This window comes from Halosolutus sp. YCN4 (assembly GCF_059736495.1).
In genome coordinates this window covers 522,315-540,459 of sequence record NZ_JCASSM010000004.1, presented here as the reverse complement: position 1 = coordinate 540,459, position 18,145 = coordinate 522,315, and the positions used below count along the sequence as shown (strand labels likewise).

Genomic DNA, 18,145 nt, shown 5'->3' with positions numbered 1-18,145 from the left:
AACGGCTGCGGTAACGTTCGTAACGTTGTCGCTGCTCGAATTTGCCGAGACCTCAGCATCGGTCAGATCGACGCTCGCCAGCTCAAGTTCAATCTGGCCTTCTGTCGACGTGTTATCCGTATTTACGTCGTCTGCAGTAACAGTAACTGTCAGATCTTCGGTTGCCTGTGCCTGGACCGCACTTGGTGATACGTCACCAGTGACGGTCGTTGCATCTGCTGCTGCACCTCCAGCAAACGCCACGGTCCCTCCGAAAACGGAGACGACCATGACGAGGGTCAGGAGTACAGCACGAATCTGCGTTCTGTTGTCTGTCATTGTTGTCGTGAGTATCGCGTTGGGTTGGTTCTGCACCGGCACACCAGGCGAGTCGCGATGGGATATCGCATGCCTATCTACTGCCGGTACATGCCGTTGGTAACTACTAGTTTGACTTAAATGTTCTGACTAAGTGATAATCAGTTACGCGAACGATTCCGCCATACCTCGTGAGAATGCGTGGTTAAAGACTTATTGGCCGCATTCTGATACGTGTCAACGGTATATCTTCTATCGTACCACCATCCAGTAAACACCAACGGGATATCAGGACGAACAAACGAGCGATACTCTGAACGAAAACCTGCGCCCCTCGAGCGAGATCGCGGTGACCCCTATCCGATCAGTTCGAGAGTTCCTGGTCGAGCAACGCCTCGAAGTCGACATCGTCCCGTCGATACGCGTCCTCGAGTTCCAGGACGGCGCGACCCCGCTCGGTGATCTCGTACAGTCCACTGTTCGGCGCCGGACCGACGGATTCGACCAGTTCGTAGTCGGCCAACAGTGGGAGTCGGGTGTTGATGTACGATCGGTTTTTGTCGATTTCGTGTGCAATATTCACCGCGTTGTTCCGTTTTCCGTCGGAGAGGGCCTCCAGAATAGCAAAGTCCGTCGGATAGGTTAGTTTCATACAGCAAAATCAGATAGGAGCCCTATTATTATTGTGGTAAATGTTGAAATCCTAATACTAGCGGTAAAACGGTCCGGTATCTACGGCCCATCGACGGCCTTCGAGTCACTCGGACGACGGGTCGATCCGTTCGCCGGCAGCCTCGAGTTCCTCGATGATGCGTTCGTGATCCTCGATCGCCCGTTCGATCGTCGTTCGAAGTTCGTCGACGTCTCCATGGTCTTCGAAGTGGTGCAGTAACAGGTACTGTTCCAGTGCCCGTCCGGAACGCGAGTGAGCCGTCAACAGCAATTTCGCGACCTCCCAGGCCATCGTCGGTTCCTCGATGCCTGATCCGGCATTCTGCCGACTTCGGGTGTTCCCTTCCTCCCTGGTCATAGAAGAAATGCTACACCCATTACACATTACACTATCGGCCATATCTCATACCAACAGTATATTCCATCGGTTTGTTCCCTATCTGTTATATCTCGCCAACAATATTTCTGGTAATATTTGCACGATAGAATCCGTGGGGCCGGGGACTGGCAAAACAGGATCGTAAACGTATCAGTTGCCAGTCGCTCCGGTTAGGGAAGCATCCGACCGTGTGCTCGGGAATAACTTCAATCAGATGGTAAAATATTCGGCCGAGAGTCGTCGACCGAGGTATCGATCTCGCGTAGTACCATCGCCGACGCCAGCGGACAGTGATGGTTCGCCCGGATGGACCGTCGGTATGCGCATCGTTTCGATCCGATCGACTACCGAAACCTGCTCGATTACGCGCGCGGTCGTCGGAAGGGAGCACCGGTTTGTCGGATCGATTTTTACGTTCGGGAATCCTACTATGTGGTATGCCAACACCGCTCGATCGACTCCGCCGACGTTACGAGACCACCGAGAAGAAGTGTCCGGAGTGCGGATACGTCGACGAGGAGGGAAACTGGACGAGCCGAACGGACGGCCGACGGATCGTCTACCGGCACGTCTGTCCCAGTTGTGATGCGAGCCGAGAACACACCTTCACGCTCGGATGACGCCGCAACTGCGATCGCGACGTCCGGGACGCGATCATCGACCGACCGGATTCGCTCGCTCGCACGTATTTATGGCACGATACCGAAACACGGGGTAATGACTGGCGGTAACCGGTACAAAGTGTTCGGCGTCTACGTCACGGGGCCGGTCCACGACGCGCTCGCCGAGTCGGTGTACGAGGCGGCCGGCGTCGTCAACCTCGACGACTACTTCGACGAGGCGACGGGCTCGGTTCCGGCCGGCGATCCGGGTGCCGAGGCGACCGACGCACTTCTCGGGGCCGTCGTCGAGGCGTTCGCCGCGCTGTACGACGCCGCGGACTTCGCGGCGGCGACCCGCGTCGATCCCGACGCGTTCGATCTCGTTCACCTCGCCGCCAGGCCGGAGCGCGTCGCACGCGCTCGCGAACTGTTCCAGGCCGCCGCGATGGTTCAGGATACCGACCTGCGGACGGTCCAGACCGCGATCCTCGCCGCCCACCTCGACGTCCCGGTCGCGGCTGCCGATCGGTGAACCGGGTCCGGTCGGGTCGCGAGACCGCTCGCTGGCCGTTCAGGGAAAGCAACGCACCAGTCGCCGATCCAGGTGCGTCGCTCGGATCGGTCGGTCCAGGACGTGTGCGCGAGATGTGAATGCGGAACGGACAGTGCTTCCGAACGGGGAGCCGGCATTCAACTACTTATTTATGCCCGTGCGATGCATCGAACATTCATGTCATACGGACGTTCCGGTCGATACGACATTCCCTCGGACGGAACGATTTCCGGCGCGCTCGTCGCGGCCCTGCTCGCCAGCCTGACGTTCGCCGAACTGGTCGCAGCGACCGGCCACCTCGAGGCTATCCCCGCACTGTACGGGCTCGAGGACAGCGTCAACAACTGGGGATTCGTCGTCGGCCACGGCTTCGTCGCTGCGGTCGCGTTCGTCGCGGGGCTCACGCGCGCGGCGACCCACCGCTGGGCGCCGGCGCCGCTCGCGGCCGCGCTTCGCTCGCCGTTCCTCGGCGGCTGTTTCGGCGTCGCTTACGGCACTATCTGCTGGCTCGTCGGCGTCGCGTACGGCGTGCCGCTCTGGATCGAACTGACCGGCGGAACCCTGTCGCTGCCGTGCCAACACGGGGCGAGCCTGATGGCCCTCATCGCCTACGGGGCCGTCCTCGGGACGTGGTATCCGCTGGTTCGCACAGCCATCGACGGGAACCGATCGCGTCGCTGGCGGTGACGCTCGCGACCGGATCGTCGAGTTCCGTCTTCGAGAGACGTCTCCGAGTCGGTTCTCGGAAACTCTATGATGCATGGGCCGCTGGGACGGCCACGTCCACGCCGGCAGTGCCGCTCGACCTCCAGCGCGTCGGCAGTTATCGACACAGTTCGTTGCAAGCGCGGCGATGTCGGCGTCGCTATCGAGGCCGTTCCGGCGGATGGTCCCGCCAGTCGGTCTCGGAACCCGTTTCGAGCGCCGGAATCCGGCGACAGCCGGTTCGACGTGCCATCGCTTGCCGCCTGCTTATGCGTCGCTGGTCTGGAAGTGATGCCGTGAACGACTCGCCATCTACGGCCGACGCCGGGGATCCGCTCGAACCTGGGGAGACGAACGTCGCGATCGCCTGTCAGGGTGGCGGCAGTCACACCGCGTTCACCGCGGGCGCGCTACAGGAACTGTTCCGAACCTGGAACGACGACCACGAACTCGTCGGCATCTCCGGGACGTCCGGCGGAGCGATCTGCGCGGTGACCGCGTGGGACGGCCTGACGTCGGCGGGGCCGGACCGTGCGATCCGGCAACTCGACGAGGTCTGGGACGACATCACCCCGTCGTCGCCGATGGACTACTGGATGAACGTACTCCAGACCATCCGAACGCGAATCGAGTCGCGAGGCGGGCCTATGCCACAGATTAGCCCGTCCGTGTTCCCACCAGTCTCGGAGAACCAAACGCAACTTCTGGAACTGCTCGAGAGTACCGTCGACTTCGTGACGATGGACGACCGATTCGAAACCGATTCCCCGGACCTGATCGTCGGGACGGTGAACGTCAACACTGGCGAATTCCGGACGTTCACGAACGAGGACGTGACGGCCAGAGCGATCGTCGCGTCGGCGGCCGTCCCGGACCTGTTCGAGCCGGTCGAGATCGACGGCCAGTACCACTGGGACGGGCTGTTCTCACAGAATCCGCCGATCATGGACCTCATGTCGGTCGACGCGGCCCGGAAACCGGACGAACTCTGGATCGTCCAGGTCAACCCGCAGAAGCACGAGGGCGAGCCGAACTCGATGGCGGAGATCTCCGAACGGCGCAACGAACTCTCGGGGAACATCTCGCTCAACCAGGAACTGCAGTTCGTCGAGCGAGTCAACGGGTGGATCGACGCCGGTCACCTTCCTACCGACGAGTTTTCGAAGACCGAAATCCGGCGCATCACGCTCCCGGAAGCGGTAGAGACCTCGACGAAGGTCGACCGAAGGTCGGGGTTCGTCCGCGACCTGATGGCGATGGGCGAATCACAGGTGGACGCGTTCCGCGGCGCGCCCTAACTCCACAATCCTGGTCGACCCGCGAATCCGCACCCACCCTCCACGTCCACACGCGGGTACGGGGCCGGAACGGACGCGATCGGGACCGGATCAGTCGTCGCGCGTGATGATGTCTGCCGACAGCCCCTGCGCCATCTCGATCTCCTTCGAGTTGTTCATCGTCCAGGCGGTGCGCTCGGTGACCGCTTCGATCGCTTCGCGGGCGCTCGGGTAGCCGTTGCCGGACTTCTTGACGCCGCCGAAGGGCAACTGGACCTCGGCGCCGATACAGGGCAGGTTCGCGTACGCCAGGCCGAGGTCGGCGTGATCGCGGAACCGGTTGATCTGGCGGTAGTCCTCCGAGACGATCGCGCCGGCCAGCCCGTAGGGGGTGTCGTTGTGGATCTCGATCGCCCGATCGACGTCGCCCTCGTACTCGATCAGGGCGACGTGGGGGCCGAAACACTCCTCTTTCAGGCATCGCAGGTCGGGATCGTAATCGATCTCGTAGACGAACGGGCCGACCCAGTGGCCCTCGCTGTGGCCGTCGGGAATCTCCGCGTCGTCGAGTTCGAACCGATCGACGAGCACCTCCCCGCCTTCCTGCTGGGCCAACTCGTTGTGCCGGCGGATCTTCTCGAGGTGGTCGGTCTCGATCGCGGGCCCCATGAACGTGTCCTCCTCGAGAGGGTCGCCGACGGCGATCTTCTCGGCGACGTCGACGTACCGGTCTTTGAACTCGTCGTAGACGTCGGTGTGGACGATCAGCCGTTCGCTAGAGACGCAGCGCTGGCCGGTCGTCTTGAAACTCGACATGATTGCCGAGTGGACCGCGATGTCGAGGTCCGCTTCTTCGGTGATGACGATGCCGTTCTTGCCGCCCATCTCGCAGGCGGCCAGTTTGCCGGGTTCGCCGCCGACCTTGCTCGCGATCTCGTGGCCCACTTCGGCCGAACCGGTGAAGAGGACCGTATCCACGCGCCCGTCGTCGGTGATGGCCGCGCCGGCGTCGCCGAAGCCCTGGACCATGTTGAACACGCCGTCGGGGATGCCGGCGTCCTCGAACATCTCGGCGATGATCTGGCCGCACCACGGCGTCTGCTCCGCCGGCTTCCAGACGACCGTGTTCCCCTCGACCAGCGCGATCGCCATGTGCCAGAACGGAATCGCGACCGGGAAGTTCCACGGCGTGATACAGCCGACGACCCCGCGGGGTTTCCGGCGCATGTAGGCGTCCTTGGCGCCGACCTCGCTCGGCACGACGTCGCCGTGGGGGTGACGGGCGTTGCCCGCCGCCCACTCGACCATGTGCCAGGCCTCCGTCACGTCGGCTTTCCCCTCCGAGATCTCCTTGCCACACTCCTTCGTGACGATCGCGCCCAGTTCCTCGTGGCGATCGCGCAGTTCGTGGTAGATGTCCCAGAGGTACTCCGCCCGATCGATGTAGGAGAGGTCGCGCCACTCCTCGAAGGCGTCCTCCGCGGCCGCGAGCGCCGCGTCGACGTCGTCGGGCGTCCCGCGCCGGAACGTCGCCAGCGTCTCGCCCGTAGCCGGGTTCTCGCTGTCGAACGTGTCGACGCCGTCGCCGTCGGTCCAGTTCCCGCCGATGTAGTGGCCGTGCACCTGCTCGGTAGCGTGCTGGCTCATACTCGAATTACCAACGAGCGACGTGAAAATATTGATGGTGGATATCCGCCGTTCCCACGCTCGAAACCGATCACTATGACCGAATTACTTGCGATAGTGAACATGTACTCACTCCCTCGGACAGCACCTTTCGCTCGTGTACACGAGGGGGCCTTGCCGAACGCTTGTCTCACCGGGAGCCCGGATCCGGTTTCGGTCGCGATCGTATCGATCACCGGCTGTCCGATCGACGAGTGCCGTGCCGGCCGCGACGGACTGGAGACGCCGATCGGGCCGGCCGTCGACTCACTTCGCGCCGAGATCCGCGGCCTTCTCGATTTCGCTGCGGAGCGTCGTCGAATCGAACTCGTGGTCGGGGCGCAACCGGACGAAGTCGATGAACCGACGTGCCCGGAGCAGGGTCGCCGGGTCGTAGGCCGTCGTCGCCGCGTCGACGGCCGCACGAGCGCCGATGCGGGGTTCGAGTACGGCGAGCGCGGACGCGAGGTCGTAGGCGGTCGTCTCGGCGACCCGGTCCTCGTGGACGTTGGTCGCGTCGATGAAGTAGAGGCCGTCGTCACAGAGGAGGATGTTCTCGGCCCGGAGGTCGCCGTGGGCCAGCCCGTGATCGTGGAGCTGGGCGAGCATGGCGAACAGGTCCGGCGCCCGGGTCTCGACGACGCTGTCCGGGACGTCGTCGAGCGACTCGAACTTCGGGAGGTACTCCAGGACGAGGACGCCGAGCCCGTTGACTTCGAACGCCTCGATCGGACGGGGTGCGTTGACGCCGATTTCGCGCATCCGTTCGGTCGCCACGTACTCGTGTTCGACCATCTGGCGCGGCGTGTCGAACCGGCCGAAGAAGCCGCCCGTCCCTGACGTGAACGCACCGACGTTCCGGCCGGTCGTCAGGACGGCGTGGACGAGCGCGTTCTGCCGGGAGACGATCTTGACGAACCACTCGTCGTCGATGACACACGGCGTCGAGAGCCAGTTGTCGGCGTCGAGGAACTCGACGCGGACGGTTTCACGGTCGTGACGGTCCGCCAGCGTCCGGACGACGCGCTCGATGCGGTCCCACTCGACGTTCCCTCGAGCGAGCTGGCGGATGTCCATACCAGAGACAGAGTGTTCGAGGTTAAATGCCTCCCGAAGTGTCGCGTCGAGGATAGAACGGTGGCCGCCCGGACTGGTCGCTCGCCTGCCGCCGGGAGCGATCGGCGACGTCGCTCCGGAACCGATCGCCTCGCAGAACAGTATTATTTTCACCCCCGAAAACTATTGTCGATCTAACATGGACGCTGTCGACGACCTCAGCGACGCGATCGACGCGACGCGGAACCTGCTGACGCCGATCGATGCGGGAACGTGGCTCAAGCTCTCGATCATCGTGCTGTTCGTCGTCGGGTTCAGTGCGGGCGGGCCGACGGTTCCGGGCGGCGACGCCGGATCGTTCGCCGAGAGCCCCGGTACCGGGCCCGGACCCCAACCCACCGTCGACGACCTTCCGGCGGACTTCGTCCTCATCCTGGCGATCGGGGCCGGGATCTTGCTAACGCTCTGGTTGCTGTTCGCGTTCGTCGGCGCAGTCATGGAGTTCGCCTTCATCGAGTCGCTCCGGTCGACGGAGGTCCACGTCCGGCGGTACGCGCGCCGGAACGTCGGCCGTGGCGCCCGCTTGTTCGCCTTCCGTGCGGTCCTCTCCCTCCTCGCGGCAGTGATCGTGGGCGGTCCGATCCTGTACGTGGTCTTGGTGCAAGGGCCGGACGCCCTCCTCGCCGGCTGGATCATCGCGATCGTCCTGCTCGCGTTCCTCGTCTACGGCCTCTACGCGATCGTGATGCGCTTTACCTCCGAGTTCGTCGCCCCGATCATGCTCCACGAGGACCGCGGCGTCCTCGGCGGCTGGCGACGGTTCTGGGGGACGTTCGCGGCGAACTGGACCGAGTACGTCGTCTACCTGCTTCTCGCCTGGATCATCCTCGCCGTGGCCCAGATCGCCATCGGCTTCGCGTTGCTCTTTGGCGGCCTGTTGCTCGCGATCCCCTTCGTCGTCATCGCCCTCCTGACGCTCGCGCTGGGGGAGATCGGCGTCTTCCTCGCGATCCCCGTCGGCCTCGTCGCCCTCGTCGTCTACGCCCTGTTCTACGGGCTCGTCTGGATGCCCGTCCGCTCGTACTTCCAGTACTACGCACTGCTCTTGCTCGGCGACACGAACCCCGAACTCGACCTGATTCCCGACCAGCGCGCCGCGATCCGATCGGACGGCGGCGAACTCGCCGGCCCCACCCCCGACGACGAGGACCGCCCCGACGGGCGCTGGGGGACCGACGACGGGGACGAGTCGGGCGCGTGGGACCGCGAGACCGACGCCGACGGTCGCGAGGACTCGACCGACGACTCGTGGTCCGACGAGGCCGACGAGCCGTGGGGCGATCGGGACGACAGCGACCCGTGGGACGACGACCCGGACGACCGAGACGACGATCGCGGCTGGTGACTCGTCCAATCGCCCGCGTAAAGGGAGATCGCGCGATCGATCGTCGGCGGGGCCGCTAGCCCGTCCGATCGTCGGCGGGGCCACTAACTCGTCCGATCGCCGGCGGGCGAGGGGATCGTGCGATCGTCGGCGGGAGCGACGTTCGTTTCGTCACGGACACACGTCGGTGCGTTTAACCCCTACCCCGGCAAGTATTGCGTATGGACTTCGACCTGCCCGACGAGCATCGGATGGTCCGCGAGACAGTCAGGGACTTCTGCGAGGAGGAGATCGAACCGATCGCCCAGGAGATCGAGGACGAGCACCGGTTCCCCGCGGAGATTTTCGACCAGCTCGCCGACCTGGACATGATGGGCGTGCCGATCGACGAGGAGTACGGCGGCCTCGGCGGCGACACCCTCATGTACGCGCTCGTGGCCGAAGAGATCGGCCGCGTCTCCGGTTCGATCGGCCTCTCCTACGTCGCGCACACGTCGCTCGCGTCGAAGCCGATCGAACTCTTCGGCACGCCGGAACAGAAAGACCGCTGGCTCCGCCCGCTCGCGGAGGGCGAGTACCTCGGCGGCTGGGCGCTGACCGAACCGAGTAGCGGCTCCGACGCCTCCGACATGGACACGATGGCGCGCAAGGAGGGCGACGAGTGGGTCATAAACGGGACGAAGCAGTTCATCACGAACGCTTCGGAGGCCGGCTCCGTCCTCGTCAAGGCCGTCACCGACCCCGACGCGGGGTACGACGGCATCTCGACGTTCATCGTCGACCCCCGAGAGGACGACGGCTTCGAGGTGACGACGATCTGGGACAAGATGGGCCTGAACGCCTCGCCAACCTGCGAGATCCAGCTCGACGACGTCCGGGTGCCGGCGGATCGCCTGCTCGGCGAGGAGGGCGACGGCTGGGACCAGACGAAAAAGACCCTCGACGGCGGGCGAATCTCGATCGCCGCGCTCTCGACGGGCCTGGCCCAGGGCGCGTACGAACACGCGAAAGCCTACAGCAAAGAGCGCGAGCAGTTCGGCCAGCCGATCGCGGAGTTCGACGCGATCCGCGACAAGATCGTCGACATGCACCGCAAGACCGAGCGGGCGCGTCTGCTCACGCACAAGGCGGCGAAACGGTACGACGAGGGCCAGTCGGTCACCCAGGAGTCGGCGCTGGCGAAACTCGACGCCAGCGAGGCGGCTCGCGAGGTCGCCGAGGACGCCGTCCAGGTGCTCGGCGGCTACGGTTACACCACCGACTTCGCCCCACAGCGGTTCTATCGCGACGCCAAACTGATGGAGATCGGCGAGGGAACCAGCGAGATCCAGCACCTCGTCATCGGCCGCGAACTCGGCCTCTAGCGGCAGGTTCTCGTCATCGGTACGGGTCGAGGAGACCGGATTAGTCGGGTCGGAACGGACCGAACAGGACCGACAGCAGCGACGGGAACTGTTGACGTCGCCGCCGTCGTCGGTACGCACGGGTCAGGTGAACGACGAGGACGTACCCCAGGACGGAGAGACAGACGGCGACCAGGACGTTTCCGAGAAGCAACTGCTGGACGGCGATGCCGGCCGTTTCTGCGGCGGTCTCGCCCGATCGGATCGATCGCGAGCCGAGCACGAAGCCGCCGACCTGGAAGCTCGCGACGTAGACGGCCGGTTTGACGAACGGATTGAGGACGGCGACACTGGCGAAGATCGCTGGTTTGCTGATCCACGACCACAGCGCGGCGAAGATGAAAAAGAGGGCGACGCCCAGTCCGCCCGTGGGAAGCGACGTGATGAAGACCCCGATCCCGAAGCTCACGCCGATCTGATGCGGGGTGTGTTCCTCCCGGAACGCATTCATCAGCGCTCGGCGGGCTCGATCACGATACCGGGCTAGCCGCTCGCGGATCACTCGGTCGTTTGATATCCGCCGACCAGTAAAAAGATATCGTCCTCGGCCCAACACGCCCCGCGTACCGATCCCCGACTACGGGAAGCGCACCCGACTACGGGAAGCTACCGGCTTCGGCGTAGGCGTCGGCGACGCGCTGGATGGCGACGACGTAGGCGGCGGTCCGTGGGTTGGCGATGTCGTGTTCCTCGATCGTTTCGACGAGCGCGTCGAAGGCGTCGACGATGTGGCTCTCGAGTTCCTCGTTGACCTTCTCCTCGGACCAGTAGAAGCGCTGGCGGTTCTGGACCCACTCGAAGTAGCTCACGGTGACGCCGCCGGCGTTGGCGAGGATGTCCGGGATCACGAAGACGTCCTCGTCCTCGAGGACGGCGTCGGCCTCGGGCGTCAGCGGTCCGTTCGCGGCCTCCGAGATGACGTCAGCCGACACGTCTTCGGCGAGGTCGCCGTCGATCGCGTTCTCGAGCGCGGCGGGGATCAACAGATCGACGTCCATCGTGAGGACGTCCTCGTTGGTGACCTCCTCGTCGGCGTCGTGGAAGCCGACGACGCTGCCCGTCTCGTTCTTGTGCTCTTTCGCGGCGACGGGGTCGAAGCCGTCGGGGTTGTAGATGCCGCCGCTGGAGTCGCTGGCGGCGACGACGGTCGCCCCCATCTCGTCGATCAGCTTCGCGGCGATCCAGCCGGCGTTCCCGTAGCCCTGCACGGCGACGGTCGCGCCCTCGAGGTCCTTGTCCAGGTAGTCGAACGCCTCGCGGGCGGCGATGACTGTCGATCGGCCGGTCGCTTCGACGCGACCCTCGCTCCCGCCGCTGGCGAGGTTCTTGCCCGTGATGACGCCGGGCTCGGTGGTGTTCTCCAGGGCCTCGTAGGTGTCCTTGATCCAGTTCATCTCCCGCTGGCCCGTGTTCACGTCGGGGGCGGGGATGTCGCGGTCTTCGCCGATCAGCGGGCGCAGTTCCTTCGCGAAGGCGCGCGTGACGCGCTCGATCTCGTCGTCGGAGTACTCGGCGGGGTCGATGATGATGCCCCCTTTGCCACCGCCGAGCGGGATGTCGACGATCGCGGTCTTGTAGGTCATCCAGCCCGACAGCGCCTTGACCTCGTCGCGCGAGACCTGCGGGTGGTAGCGGATGCCGCCCTTGTACGGCCCGCGATCGCCGTTGAACTGCGAGCGAAACGCCGTGAATCGCTCGAGGTCGCCGTCGTCGCGCTCGACGGTGAGGTTGGTCTCGAGCACGCGCTCGGGGTGTTTGAGCCGCTCGATCACGTCGTCGCCGATGTCGAGGTAGTCCGCAGCCTCGTCGATCTGTGACTGCAGACTTTCGAACGGGTTTGCTTCTCCTGCCATTGGCTGTAGCTTCCGAGGAAACCAAAATAAACGTGACGAATGCCCCTCATAGGGCATAAGTCCCAATATAAGGTATTCTGATCCCATTATATATTGTGGGGCTGTCACGCTCGCATCGACTGGCGGGAATGGAGAATCGGCCCGTCATATCGACTGACGGGAATCGTGGATCGGCCGGTCTCGTTCGCCGGAGCGGCGTTCCTGCTCGTCCGTCGGCACGTCACTCCCACTCGCCCGCCGCCGCGGCGCGATCGCGGATCCGTTCGGCCTGGGCGATCAGCGGGGCGTCGATCATCTCGCCGTCGACCTCGAAGACGCCCCGGCCCTCGGCGTCGGCCGCTCGCTTCGCCGCGAGGACGGCGTCGGCCCACTCGATCGCGTCCTCGTCGGGGGTGTAGGCCGCGTTGATCGGACCGACCTGGGCGGGATGGATCGCCAGTTTGCCGTCGTACCCCAGCTGGATCGATCGCTCGGTGTCCTCGCGCAACTGTTCGTCGTCGCCGAAATCGGTGACGAGCGTGTCGATCGCGTCGCAGTCGTGTGCTGCGGCCGCGACGACGACGCGCTCGCGTGCGTAGAGGACTTCCGTCCCGTCGGGGGTTCGCGTCGCGCCGACGTCCGCCGAGAGGTCCTCCGCACCGAAGACCAGCGCGTCCGTCGCGGACTGGGCCGCGATCGCCGGCGCGTCGAGGACGCCGCGGGCGCTCTCGATCAGGGCCAGTATCGGGACGACGGTGCCGCGATCCTCGAGTTCGTCGGCGAGGTGTCGAACGTCGTCGGCGCACCCGACTTTCGGGAGCATCACGCTGTCGAGACTGACGGCGTCGGACCCCGCGAGTACGGCGTCGAGATCGGCCGCGATCGCGTCCGGGGTCGCGTTGACGCGCACGCAGACCTCGGGGTCGGGATCGAAGTCGGGATCGGCCAGCACCTCTCGGACGGCCTCGCGAGCCTCGTCCTTGCGCGCCGGGGCGACGGCGTCCTCCAGGTCGAACACGATCGCGTCGGCCCCCGCCTCGGGTGCCTTCCGGAGCATCTCGGACCGATCGCCGGGCGTGAACATGACACTTCTGCGGACCATACGTGGTCTCCGCAATCCACGACCAAAGAAATACGCGTCTCGGGTGGCCCCGCGATCAACGAGCGGGGCGAGTTTCGGCGGGAGGGGAGCCTCGGCAGGGGGGAGCCCCCGGCGGTAGAGGGGGTCGGCAGGAGAGTGGTCTCGGGAGGGCGACTTGCTGGCGAGAGGACGACGGACACCCCTCGTTCAGAGTGAAAAGAATGCAGGACCGGAACCCCCGACGACGGGGTGGGGTTTCACTCTGAACGAGGGGTGTGGGTGACTGGTATCGAAGACGGCCGGTTCCCGCCGGCTCGCCGCCCTAGGGCCACAGCCCGCGGCTCTCGTGGGCCTCGGCGACCCGGGAGAGCGCGACGATGTACGCCGCGTCGCGCCACGTGACGTCGCGGGCGTCGTACTCGTCGCGAACGGCCTCCCACGCCCGGAGCATCTCCGTTTCGAGTTCCTCGTGCACCCGCTCCAGTCGCCACGCGCGACGGTTGATGTCCTGGAGCCACTCGAAGTAGCTCACCGTGACGCCGCCGGCGTTCGCGAGGATGTCGGGAACGACGGGGATCCCCCGTTCCTCGAAGATCCGATCGGCCGTCGAGGTCGTGGGCCCGTTCGCGCCCTCGACGATCAGGTCGGCCCGGACGTCGCGGGCGTTCTCACCGGACAGGACGTTGCCGATCGCGGCCGGGATCAACACGTCGACGTCGAGTTCGAGCAGTTCCTCGTTCGTGAGCGATCGGGGGGCGTCGTACCCGGAGACCATCCCCGGCGTCTCGTCGTGGTCCTCGACGTCGGTCGTGTCGAGGCCGTCGGGGTCGTAGATCGCGCCGTCGACGTCCGAGACGGCGACGATCGACGCCCCGAGGTCGTCGAGGTAGCGGGCCGCGTTGGCCCCGACGCTCCCGAACCCCTGGACGGCGACGGTCGTCTCTTCGGGGTTCCAGTCGTAGTAGTCGATCGCCTCGCGGGTGATGATGCCGACGCTCCGTCCGGGCGCCTTCTCGCGGCCGTGCGAGCCCCCGATGACGGGCGGTTTCCCGGTGACGACGCCGGGCGTGGTCTCGCCTTCCTGCATCGAGTAGGCGTCCATGAACCACGCCATCGTCTGGGGTCCGGTTCCCATGTCGGGCGCGGGGATGTCTTTCATCGGTCCGATGACGGGACGGAGTTCCTCGGCGAACCGGCGAGTGAGCCGTTCGGTCTCCGCCTCGCTGAGGTCCTTCGGATCGACGACGACGCCACCTTTCGCGCCGCCGAAGGGGAGGTCCATCACGGCACACTTCCAGGTCATCCACATCGAGAGGCCGACGCACTCGTCCTCGCTCACGCCGGGGTGAAAGCGCAACCCGCCCTTGTAGGGGCCGCGAACGCTGTCGTGGTGGGCGCGATAGCCGGTGAACATCTCGCGGCTGCCGTCGTCGCGTTCGAGCGGGATGGTCACCCGATAGACGTCCCGCGGGTGTCGCAGTCGCTCGACGATCCCTTCGTCGACGTCGAGGTGGGTGGCTGCCCGCTCGAGCTGGCGACGGGCTGTCTCGACGGCACTCTCTTCTTCGACTTCCGGAGTGGGTTTAGCTGTTGTCATGGTAGCGCCGTTGTGTCTCGTCCCGAAGTGCGAGTCGCGGACGACCAGCGGATGGCCGCCTCCGCAGCGATCGGCTCCGGGTTCCGATAGGAGAACTTCCGCCACGCCCCCGATAACCCTTGCTACTTCGCACCGGTTCGTGCAATATTTGCACACCCGATCGAAGTCGCTCGACACGTACTCGCCGGGCCTCGATTCAAGCCCGTTCGCGTGGACGATCGGTCCATGACGATCGAGAGCACCAATCCGGCGACCGGCGCGGTCGTCGACACCTTCGAAGACGACTCCGGAACCGATCGAGACGCACGCATCGAGCGCGCGACCGAGACGTTCCCCGAGTGGCGGGCGACGCCGATCGAGCGACGCCAGCAACTGCTCGCCGCGGCGGGGGAGGTCCTCCGCGACAACGCCGAAGAGTACGCCACCTTGATGACCGAGGAGATGGGCAAGCCGATCGATCAGTCCCGATCCGAGGTCGAGAAGTGCGCCTGGGTCTGTGACTACTACGCCGAGCACGCCGCCGAGTTCCTCGCCGACGAACCCGTGGCTGGAGAACCGGACGCGGAGACGAAAGTGGTCTCCCAGCCCCTGGGGCCGATCCTCGCGATCATGCCGTGGAACTTCCCCTTCTGGCAGGTGTTCCGCTTCGCCGCGCCGAACCTCACCGCGGGGAACGTCGGCGTGCTGAAACACGCCTCGAACGTCCCCGGCTGCGCGCGGGCGATCGAGGACGTCTTCCGGGAGGCTGGCTACCCCGACGGCGTCTTCACGTCCCTGCTGATCGACGCCGACGAGATCGACGCGGTACTCGAGGACGATCGCATCGCGGGCGTCACGCTCACGGGGAGCGACGGCGCGGGCCGTGCCGTCGCCGAGACGGCCGGCAGTGAACTCACAAAATCCGTCCTCGAACTCGGCGGCAGCGACCCGTTCGTCGTCCTCGACGACGCCCCGATGGAGAAGACGGTGGAGACGGCCATCCGGGCCCGACTCATCAACAACGGGCAGTCCTGCATCGCCGCCAAGCGGTTCATCGTCCACACCGACGTCTACGACGAGTTCCTCGATCGGTTCGTCGACGAGATGGACGCGCAGGTCGTCGGCGATCCGATGGACGAGGAGACCGACATCGGCCCGCAGGCCCGCGAAGACCTGATGGACGACCTCCACGCGCAGGTCGAGGAGACGATCGACCGGGGCGGCCAGCTCGAACTCGGCGGCGAGCCGATCGACCGCGACGGCGCGTACTACCCGCCGACGGTGATCACGGACCCGCCCGAGGACTCCCCTGCAGACCAGGAAGAAGTCTTCGGGCCCGTCGCCACCGTGTTCGAAGTGCCCGACGAGGAGCACGCGATCGAGAAGGCCAACGACACCCGGTTCGGACTGGGCGCGAGCGTCTGGACCGCAGACCTCGAGCGAGGGGAGCGGGTCGCTCGTCAGTTCGAGTCCGGGCTGGCGTTCGTGAACGAACTCGTCAAGTCCGATCCGCGACTCCCCTTCGGCGGCGTGAAAGACTCCGGCTACGGGCGGGAACTCGCCCGCGACGGCATCCGCGAGTTCGTGAACACGAAGACGATCTGGATCCAGCACGAGGCCGGCGAGGAGACGGACATGGTCGAGTAGGCCGGCGAGGAGACGGACATGGTCGAGTGAGCCACGCCCGCGCGTTTTCCAGCCCGTTCAGACGTTCTAGTCCCCGTTCCGTTCAGCTGTCTCTGGCATCCCCGTTCAGGCGCATTCTTCTCGGCGTTGTTGCCCCACACTCCTCGCCGTCCCCGCCGTCGATCGGGATCGACGGCCGGACACCTCGAGCGATGGACACGTTTTTGTGTACTCTTCGTGAGTGCGCACCTATGCCCGGACTGTACTACGAGGAGTTTACCGTCGGTGAGACGATCGAACACGAGCGTCGGCGGACGATCTCCGAGAGCGACAACCAGCGCTTTTGCGACATGACGATGAACCAGCAGCCGCTCCACCTTGACGCCGAGTTCGCCGCCGACACCCAGTTCGGCGACCGACTGGTCAACGGCCTCTACACGATGAGCCTCGCCGTCGGCGTCTCCATCCCCGAGACGACCGACGGAACGATCGTCGCGAACCTCTCCTACGACGACGTCGAGCACCCGAACCCGGTCTTTCACGGCGACACGATCCGCGTCCAGTCGACGGTCACGGACAAGCGCGAAACCAGCGACGGCGAGCGCGGGATCGTCACCATGCACGTCGAGGTCTTCAAAGCGAACGATCCGGACGAACCGCTCGTCTGCGAGTTCGATCGGACCGTCCTGTCGCTGAAACGCGAGCACGCGGACGCCGGAGCGGAGGCGTGATGTCGGACGCGAACCTCGATCCCGCGGACCTGGGGTGGCTCTCGCTGGAGGACGGCGAGGAGATCGTCTGGGCCAGCGGCCCCGATCGACGGACGCTGGTTCCCGCGTTCGCCGTCGGGATTCCGCTCTCGATCGTCCTGATCGGGATCGTCATCATCGCGAGCGAGTACCTCCGCGTGACCAACACCCACTACGTCGTCACGACCCAGGCCCTCTACGAGAAGACGGGCGTGGTCTCCCGGGACGTCAAGCGGATCGAACACGGGAAAGTGCAGGACATCTCCTACTCCCAGAGCGCCGTGGGGAACTACTTCGGCTACGGGACCGTCGACGTCAGCACGGCGGGCGGCTCCGGCGTCGAACTGTCGTTCAAATCGGTTCCCGACCCGCGGTCGGTCCAAGGCCGGATCAGCGACCTGGTCGATCGCGGCGGGCGCGGATCGAGCGACGAGGAACCGGTCGACGACGTCCTCGCCGAAATCCTCACCGAACTCCGTGCGATCCGCGAGGCCGTCGAGGAGTCGGACCGGCGTTCGGCCGCGGAACCCGATACCCGTTCGAACGCCGACGAGTCCCGATCGCCGCGACGATGACCGCCGATCGACGATCGGCCGGCGAAAGCGGTTCGACCGCCGCCGAGGCGACCGCGACCGATCGCGTCCCCGAGTGGCTCGCGCTCGACACCGACGAGGAGATCCGCTGGCGCGGCGGGCCGCGGGTCCAGACCGTCTACCCCTGGCTCGCCCTCGCGATCGCGGGAACGGTCGCGATCCTCGCCGCCGTCGCGGCCGACCTCGTCTCGCCGCTCGTGCTCGGCGCCCTCCCCGTCGTCGTCGCGCCGGCGGGGTGGCAGTACGTCCGCGTGTCGCGAACGGTCTTTCTGGTCACGAACCGCCGGATCGTCGTGAAATCCGGCGTTCTCGGTCTCTCGGTCCGGGTCCTCGGACTCGATCGGATCCAGAACACGACGTTCGAGCAGGGCGTGACCGGCCGGCTGTTCGACTACGGCTCCGTCGAAATCGAGCCGGCGGGCGGTTCAGCGCTGACGGTCTGGAACGTGGACGATCCGGCGGGCGTCAGGGCTCGCCTCGACGCGCAGCGCGAGGGCGGGGCGTCGAACGCGGTCCCGGGGAGCTACGACCAGTGGATTGCCGTCCTCGAAGCGGTTCGCGAGTGGCGCCGCGCCCTCGATCGGTCCCGATAACCCGTCGCCGGTGCGGTCGCGGCGATTGGCCCGGTCGGCGTACCTGTCGGCCCGATCCTCGCTTCCGTCGGCTCGCTCACGACACCCGTTACCGACCCCCAC

At 65.6% G+C, this 18,145-nt stretch carries 18 protein-coding genes and 1 pseudogene; 10 read left to right on the top strand and 9 right to left on the bottom strand.

The window, feature by feature from the left end; genetic code table 11:
• Positions 1-225: 225 nt before the first annotated feature.
• The 3 genes and pseudogenes from AC6I6X_RS17345 to AC6I6X_RS17335 form a co-directional block, all read right to left on the bottom strand.
• A pseudogene (locus AC6I6X_RS17345) lies at positions 226-318 on the bottom strand (surface glycoprotein); the annotation flags it as partial.
• Between the two features lie 343 nt (positions 319-661).
• Complete coding sequence (locus AC6I6X_RS17340) at positions 662-949, bottom strand: ArsR family transcriptional regulator (RefSeq protein WP_497931778.1); 288 nt, start codon at positions 947-949, stop codon at positions 662-664.
• A 105-nt stretch (positions 950-1,054) separates the two neighbouring features.
• The gene (locus AC6I6X_RS17335; protein WP_497931777.1) at positions 1,055-1,327 is read right to left on the bottom strand and encodes a DUF8103 family protein; all 273 of its coding nucleotides are present in this window, start codon (positions 1,325-1,327) and stop codon (positions 1,055-1,057) included.
• Positions 1,328-1,785: 458 nt separating this feature from the next.
• Here AC6I6X_RS17335 and AC6I6X_RS17330 point away from each other — a divergent pair, with 458 nt between their 5' ends.
• The 4 genes from AC6I6X_RS17330 (at position 1,786) to AC6I6X_RS17315 (ending at position 4,506) form a co-directional block, all read left to right on the top strand.
• Entirely contained in the window at positions 1,786-1,968 is a 183-nt protein-coding gene (locus AC6I6X_RS17330) for an HVO_0649 family zinc finger protein (RefSeq protein WP_497931776.1), read from the top strand.
• 97 nt (positions 1,969-2,065) lie between these two features.
• A complete protein-coding gene (locus AC6I6X_RS17325) occupies positions 2,066-2,482 on the top strand; it encodes a hypothetical protein (protein ID WP_497931775.1) in 417 nt (138 codons plus the stop codon).
• A gap of 198 nt (positions 2,483-2,680) precedes the next feature.
• Positions 2,681-3,190 carry a hypothetical protein gene (locus AC6I6X_RS17320; protein ID WP_497931774.1) on the top strand — a complete coding sequence of 170 codons (510 nt, stop codon included), beginning with the start codon at positions 2,681-2,683 and terminating at the stop codon, positions 3,188-3,190.
• A 314-nt stretch (positions 3,191-3,504) separates the two neighbouring features.
• On the top strand, positions 3,505-4,506 hold the full coding sequence (locus AC6I6X_RS17315) for a patatin-like phospholipase family protein (RefSeq protein WP_497931773.1): 1,002 nt from the start codon (positions 3,505-3,507) through the stop codon (positions 4,504-4,506).
• A gap of 90 nt (positions 4,507-4,596) precedes the next feature.
• Here AC6I6X_RS17315 and AC6I6X_RS17310 read toward each other — a convergent pair whose 3' ends face one another.
• Both AC6I6X_RS17310 and AC6I6X_RS17305 read right to left on the bottom strand, forming a co-directional pair.
• Positions 4,597-6,132: an aldehyde dehydrogenase family protein gene (locus AC6I6X_RS17310; protein ID WP_497931772.1), complete on the bottom strand. Its 1,536-nt coding sequence runs from the start codon at positions 6,130-6,132 to the stop codon at positions 4,597-4,599.
• Positions 6,133-6,417: 285 nt separating this feature from the next.
• On the bottom strand, positions 6,418-7,227 hold the full coding sequence (locus AC6I6X_RS17305; protein ID WP_497931771.1) for an RIO1 family regulatory kinase/ATPase domain-containing protein: 810 nt from the start codon (positions 7,225-7,227) through the stop codon (positions 6,418-6,420).
• Positions 7,228-7,405: 178 nt separating this feature from the next.
• Here AC6I6X_RS17305 and AC6I6X_RS17300 point away from each other — a divergent pair, with 178 nt between their 5' ends.
• Positions 7,406-8,611 (top strand): DUF7544 domain-containing protein, encoded by a 1,206-nt coding sequence (locus AC6I6X_RS17300; RefSeq protein WP_497931770.1) that lies wholly within the window; start codon positions 7,406-7,408, stop codon positions 8,609-8,611.
• A gap of 200 nt (positions 8,612-8,811) precedes the next feature.
• Positions 8,812-9,954, top strand: a complete 1,143-nt coding sequence (locus AC6I6X_RS17295) for an acyl-CoA dehydrogenase family protein (protein WP_497931769.1) — start codon at positions 8,812-8,814, stop codon at positions 9,952-9,954.
• Positions 9,955-9,994: 40 nt separating this feature from the next.
• On the opposite strand, the gene AC6I6X_RS17290 is transcribed toward AC6I6X_RS17295, so the two are convergent.
• The 4 genes from AC6I6X_RS17290 to gdhB form a co-directional block, all read right to left on the bottom strand.
• Positions 9,995-10,495 carry a DUF2062 domain-containing protein gene (locus AC6I6X_RS17290; protein ID WP_497931768.1) on the bottom strand — a complete coding sequence of 167 codons (501 nt, stop codon included), beginning with the start codon at positions 10,493-10,495 and terminating at the stop codon, positions 9,995-9,997.
• Positions 10,496-10,589: 94 nt separating this feature from the next.
• Positions 10,590-11,846, bottom strand: coding sequence for a Glu/Leu/Phe/Val family dehydrogenase (locus AC6I6X_RS17285; protein ID WP_497931767.1), 1,257 nt, complete (start codon positions 11,844-11,846; stop codon positions 10,590-10,592).
• 220 nt (positions 11,847-12,066) lie between these two features.
• Positions 12,067-12,927: an HpcH/HpaI aldolase/citrate lyase family protein gene (locus tag AC6I6X_RS17280; protein ID WP_497931766.1), complete on the bottom strand. Its 861-nt coding sequence runs from the start codon at positions 12,925-12,927 to the stop codon at positions 12,067-12,069.
• 301 nt (positions 12,928-13,228) lie between these two features.
• Positions 13,229-14,503, bottom strand: coding sequence for a glutamate dehydrogenase GdhB (gene gdhB, locus AC6I6X_RS17275; protein WP_497931765.1), 1,275 nt, complete (start codon positions 14,501-14,503; stop codon positions 13,229-13,231).
• Positions 14,504-14,728: 225 nt separating this feature from the next.
• On the opposite strand from gdhB, the gene AC6I6X_RS17270 reads away from it, so the two are divergent.
• The 4 genes from AC6I6X_RS17270 to AC6I6X_RS17255 all read left to right on the top strand — a co-directional run bounded on the left by AC6I6X_RS17270 (position 14,729) and on the right by AC6I6X_RS17255 (position 18,043).
• Positions 14,729-16,129: an NAD-dependent succinate-semialdehyde dehydrogenase gene (locus tag AC6I6X_RS17270; protein ID WP_497931764.1), complete on the top strand. Its 1,401-nt coding sequence runs from the start codon at positions 14,729-14,731 to the stop codon at positions 16,127-16,129.
• Positions 16,130-16,359: 230 nt separating this feature from the next.
• Entirely contained in the window at positions 16,360-16,839 is a 480-nt protein-coding gene (locus AC6I6X_RS17265; RefSeq protein ID WP_497931763.1) for a MaoC family dehydratase, read from the top strand.
• Complete coding sequence (locus AC6I6X_RS17260; RefSeq protein WP_497931762.1) at positions 16,839-17,432, top strand: PH domain-containing protein; 594 nt, start codon at positions 16,839-16,841, stop codon at positions 17,430-17,432. The genes AC6I6X_RS17265 and AC6I6X_RS17260 overlap by 1 nt, the downstream gene beginning before the upstream one ends.
• Complete coding sequence (locus tag AC6I6X_RS17255) at positions 17,429-18,043, top strand: PH domain-containing protein (protein WP_497931761.1); 615 nt, start codon at positions 17,429-17,431, stop codon at positions 18,041-18,043. Before AC6I6X_RS17260 ends, AC6I6X_RS17255 begins: the two co-directional genes overlap by 4 nt.
• The last annotated feature ends 102 nt before the right edge of the window (positions 18,044-18,145 follow it).